General features: G+C 44.7%; 4 protein-coding genes. 2 read left to right on the plus strand and 2 right to left on the minus strand.

Going from position 1 to position 3648, the window contains the following annotated elements; translation table 11 throughout:
* Positions 1-22: 22 nt before the first annotated feature.
* Both Q3C19_RS17960 and Q3C19_RS17965 read right to left on the minus strand, forming a co-directional pair.
* On the minus strand, positions 23-193 hold the full coding sequence (locus Q3C19_RS17960; RefSeq protein ID WP_021846942.1) for a DUF362 domain-containing protein: 171 nt from the start codon (positions 191-193) through the stop codon (positions 23-25).
* A gap of 275 nt (positions 194-468) precedes the next feature.
* Positions 469-2307, minus strand: coding sequence for a DNA polymerase III subunit gamma/tau (locus tag Q3C19_RS17965; RefSeq protein ID WP_071148683.1), 1839 nt, complete (start codon positions 2305-2307; stop codon positions 469-471).
* Between the two features lie 287 nt (positions 2308-2594).
* Between Q3C19_RS17965 and Q3C19_RS17970 the strand changes: the two genes are divergently transcribed.
* The gene (locus Q3C19_RS17970) at positions 2595-2912 is read left to right on the plus strand and encodes a septum formation initiator family protein (RefSeq protein WP_022162839.1); all 318 of its coding nucleotides are present in this window, start codon (positions 2595-2597) and stop codon (positions 2910-2912) included.
* Entirely contained in the window at positions 2912-3253 is a 342-nt protein-coding gene (locus tag Q3C19_RS17975) for a hypothetical protein (RefSeq protein WP_071148684.1), read from the plus strand. The genes Q3C19_RS17970 and Q3C19_RS17975 overlap by 1 nt, the downstream gene beginning before the upstream one ends.
* The last annotated feature ends 395 nt before the right edge of the window (positions 3254-3648 follow it).

Genomic DNA, 3648 nt, shown 5'->3' on the forward strand with positions numbered 1-3648 from the left:
ATCTTTTCTGAATAGGATTGTATTATGCTCCCGGGTGAATTGCTTCAGAAGGACAAACATCTGCGCAAGTACCGCATTCTGTACATGCTTCAGGGTCGATAGAATACTTATCACCTTCAGAGATAGCGCCTACCGGACACTCGTCGATACAAGTTCCGCAAGCAATACAATCGTCACTAATTACGTAAGCCATTTTCGTTAGATTTTAAATTATTATTAGTACTAATTACGGCGACAAAAATAATGGTTTTCTTGGTTACTTGTTCCCTACTTCGTTTAAAAAAAATCTAATTTGTATGCTGTCTAAATAGAGTCGCTTTCGAAGCTTTGAGGAAGCTTAAAAGGCGGGTGTTGATTATCAGTTGATTAATTAGGAAAAATGAGAACTGAATTTTCCCCAGTTAGAGAAAAATATTTTCCCAGTTGGGAAAACTTTTTTTCCTAACTGGGAAAATATAAAATCGTTTTTTATGAATATAATTCCAACCCAAATTCATCTTTCAGTTGGAGCAAGGCTTGGTTTTTCTGAGACATCATTTGGAATTTTTCCACTCGCCCGTAAGCACGGACTTTCTCTGTTGGTGCGCTGATGCGTACGGTCATGGTGACTTTTCTGTTTTTCAGTCGGTTGCGTAAGTAGTCTTGTATGACGGGTATCATTCCGGTAAACTCCTTGGCAACGATTTCATTGTCGACTACTGCTTCGAAAGTCGTATCGTTCAGTAAGTTAAGATGCATGTTCTGCATTCGTTTGGCGATAGCGACCTGCTCTTTGGGCATTTGGCCGGCATATTCCTGCCAGTAGTAGTTCACGTCACGCTCGTTGAAGATATAGTCGTCAACAGGTTGGGATGTGGATGTCGTAGACGTATTGGAAGAAGGCGTAGTAATTTCCTTTTTCTCTTCTTCCTGACGCGGACGCTTGATGGAAATCCCCAATTTCGACATTTGGGTTACAGGGATTTTCTTCTCCTCTTTACCTTGTGCAAGCAGCACGGCGGTCGGTGTAGCATGTACTGGTGCTTCTTGGCGTGCATTGTTTGTAGCAGGAGCTGCTTGTTGCTGAGGTTGCACTGATGGTTGCTGTGGAGCAACAGTTGCCTGCTGTTGGGGCATGGCAGGGGTAGCCTGTGGCTGCTGAGCGGCGGCAGGCTGGTTGAATATAGGTTTTATGGCTTGTTTAGGGCTACGCCCACCACTGGCATCGTCCTCCCCAGCGGTGAGTTGCCCTACTTGAATCAATGTAAGTTCTACCAGCAGGCGTTTGTTTTTGCTCATCCGGTAGTTAAGGTCGCAATCGTTGCAAAGTTTCATTGCTTTGTACAGGAAGGGAACAGGGCATTTCTGTGCCTGTGCCTGATAACGGTCGCGGATGCTGGCACCAACTTCGAGCAGTGAAGTGGTGGCAGGGTCTTTGCTGACCAACAGGTCGCGAAAGTGCGATGCCAGTCCGGTAATGAAATGGCTGCCATCGAAGCCCTTGTTCAGTACGTCGTTCAGCAATAACAGGGCATCGCTTATTTTGTTTTCAAGGAGCTGGTCGGTCAGTCTGAAGTAGTATTCATAGTCTAGTACATTCAGATTCTCGATAGCGCTTTGATAGGTAATGTGTCCTCCGGTGAAGCTGACTACCTGGTCGAAGATGGATAGGGCGTCGCGCATACCGCCATCGGCTTTCAGTGCGATTACGTTAAGTGCTTCGGGCTCGGCAGTGATGCCTTCCTTCGATGCTACGTATGCCAGGTGTGCAACAGTGTCTTCCACGCTGATGCGGCTAAAGTCGTATATTTGACAGCGCGAAAGGATGGTAGGCAGAATTTTGTGTTTCTCGGTCGTGGCAAGAATGAAAATGGCATGGCGGGGTGGCTCTTCCAATGTTTTCAGAAAAGCGTTGAAGGCCGATGCCGAGAGCATGTGTACCTCGTCGATGATGTAGACCTTGTATTTGCCTATCTGTGGCGGAATACGTACTTGTTCTACCAGTTGCCGAATGTCGTCAACTGAGTTGTTTGAGGCGGCGTCCAGCTCGTGTATATTGTACGAACGTTGTTCGTTGAAAGCAGTGCACGACTCACATTCGTTGCATGCCTCGCCTTCGGCGGTGGGGTGCATGCAGTTGATGGTCTTGGCAAAAATACGGGCACAAGTAGTTTTGCCTACGCCTCGCGGTCCGCAGAAGAGGTAAGCATGTGCCAGTTTGCCGGTGGCAATGGCATTTTTCAGAGTAGTGGTCAGAGCCCGTTGTCCAACTACCGACTCGAAGGTCGAAGGACGGTACTTGCGGGCTGATACGATATAATTTTCCATATTTGGGAGTTTCTTGTCACTGTGGCCGGGATTCCGCGTACAAAATCTGGCTCCATTGGTCATACTGTGCAAAGATAGCACATACAAATCGAAAATCTCTATATTCGGTCAGACAAATTTTGCTTGTCGGTAATGTTGGGCTGGATGAAGATTACCTGTGTTTTGCAATTTTTTATTATCTGGTTGCTGCCGTTTCTCGCTTATTCCTTTTATCTTTGTGGCTGTAAATATTGGCTGTAAACATTTGTTGTATCGGCCGATTGTAGTCTTTTAATAGTTAAGGGCAGATGGATAAACTTGCTTCGCTTTGGGCTTACATCCGTAAGAACCGTTTTTTCAATAAATATCTGGTGACTTTAGTCATCTTTGCTGTGATATTGGGATTTCTAGACGAGAATAATCTGATGCGTCGTTTTCAGTATGCGCGTGAAGAAAGTCGTTTGCGCAGTGAAATCGAAAAATATCGTAATGAGTATGAAGAGAATACGGAACGACTCAACGAGTTGGCTGTTGATTCGGGTGCTATCGAGCGTATTGCTCGTGAAAAGTATCTGATGAAGAAGCCCAATGAAGATATTTATGTATTTGAAGAAGATATAGAATAATGAAACAACTGATACCTGCTTTTTTTGTTGTAGGAGCCGTTATGGCTCTGACGGGTGCTGCCGTGTATATCACCGGATGGGAACTTGCTCCTTATATTTATACGATAGGGGCGGCTATGGTGGCGCTTGCGCAGATTAATTCTCCGTCCAAAAGTAAAAGTCCGAATGTGAAACGTTTGCGGCGTCAGCAGATTTTTGGAGCAATATTGCTGGTGCTGACGGGCGCTTTCATGTTCTTTACGCACGGCAACGAGTGGATTGTGTGTATGACGATTGCTGCTATTCTTGAACTTTATACTTCTGTGCGTATTCCACAGGAAGAGTCTAAAGAAGGTCTTTGAGTTTTACCGCTGCAATATTGATGTGAGGAAAGTTTCATGGGGAGGATAATGTACTATTCTCCTGCTGAAGACTACATATTTTTTTGAGGGCGAGCTGCTGTTGATGCAACTCGTCTTTTTATTTTTGCTTGATCTGTCCCTTCTTCTTTTCTCCTCCTAGTCCTTTCCTTTGCGCCTCTTAGTCCCTATCTTTCCCCCTTTTTCCCCTTTCTATCCTCTTTTTGCTTCTTTTTCCCTTCTCGCGCGCACATGTGAATACATAATGTGTCCCCTTTCCCTTTCCCTACGATACCTTCTATAAAAACATGTTCTACAACATATCTCTAAATCAGCTATTTAGCAAAAACTTCATCAAAAAGATGAAAAAAAGTGTGTGATATATTTGGAGCGTAATT

The sequence above is a fragment of the Bacteroides sp. ET489 genome (assembly GCF_030518095.1).
GTDB classification, from domain to species: domain Bacteria; phylum Bacteroidota; class Bacteroidia; order Bacteroidales; family Bacteroidaceae; genus Bacteroides; species Bacteroides ndongoniae.

Excerpts from the sequence above, each read along its gene's own strand:
- Q3C19_RS17965 (WP_071148683.1), bottom strand. The coding sequence starts at position 2,307 with ATGGAAAATTATATCGTATCAGCCCGCAAGTACCGTCCTTCGACCTTC.
- Q3C19_RS17970 (WP_022162839.1), top strand. The coding sequence starts at position 2,595 with ATGGATAAACTTGCTTCGCTTTGGGCTTACATCCGTAAGAACCGTTTT.
- Q3C19_RS17975 (WP_071148684.1), top strand. The coding sequence starts at position 2,912 with ATGAAACAACTGATACCTGCTTTTTTTGTTGTAGGAGCCGTTATGGCT.
- Q3C19_RS17960 (WP_021846942.1), bottom strand. The coding sequence starts at position 193 with ATGGCTTACGTAATTAGTGACGATTGTATTGCTTGCGGAACTTGTATC.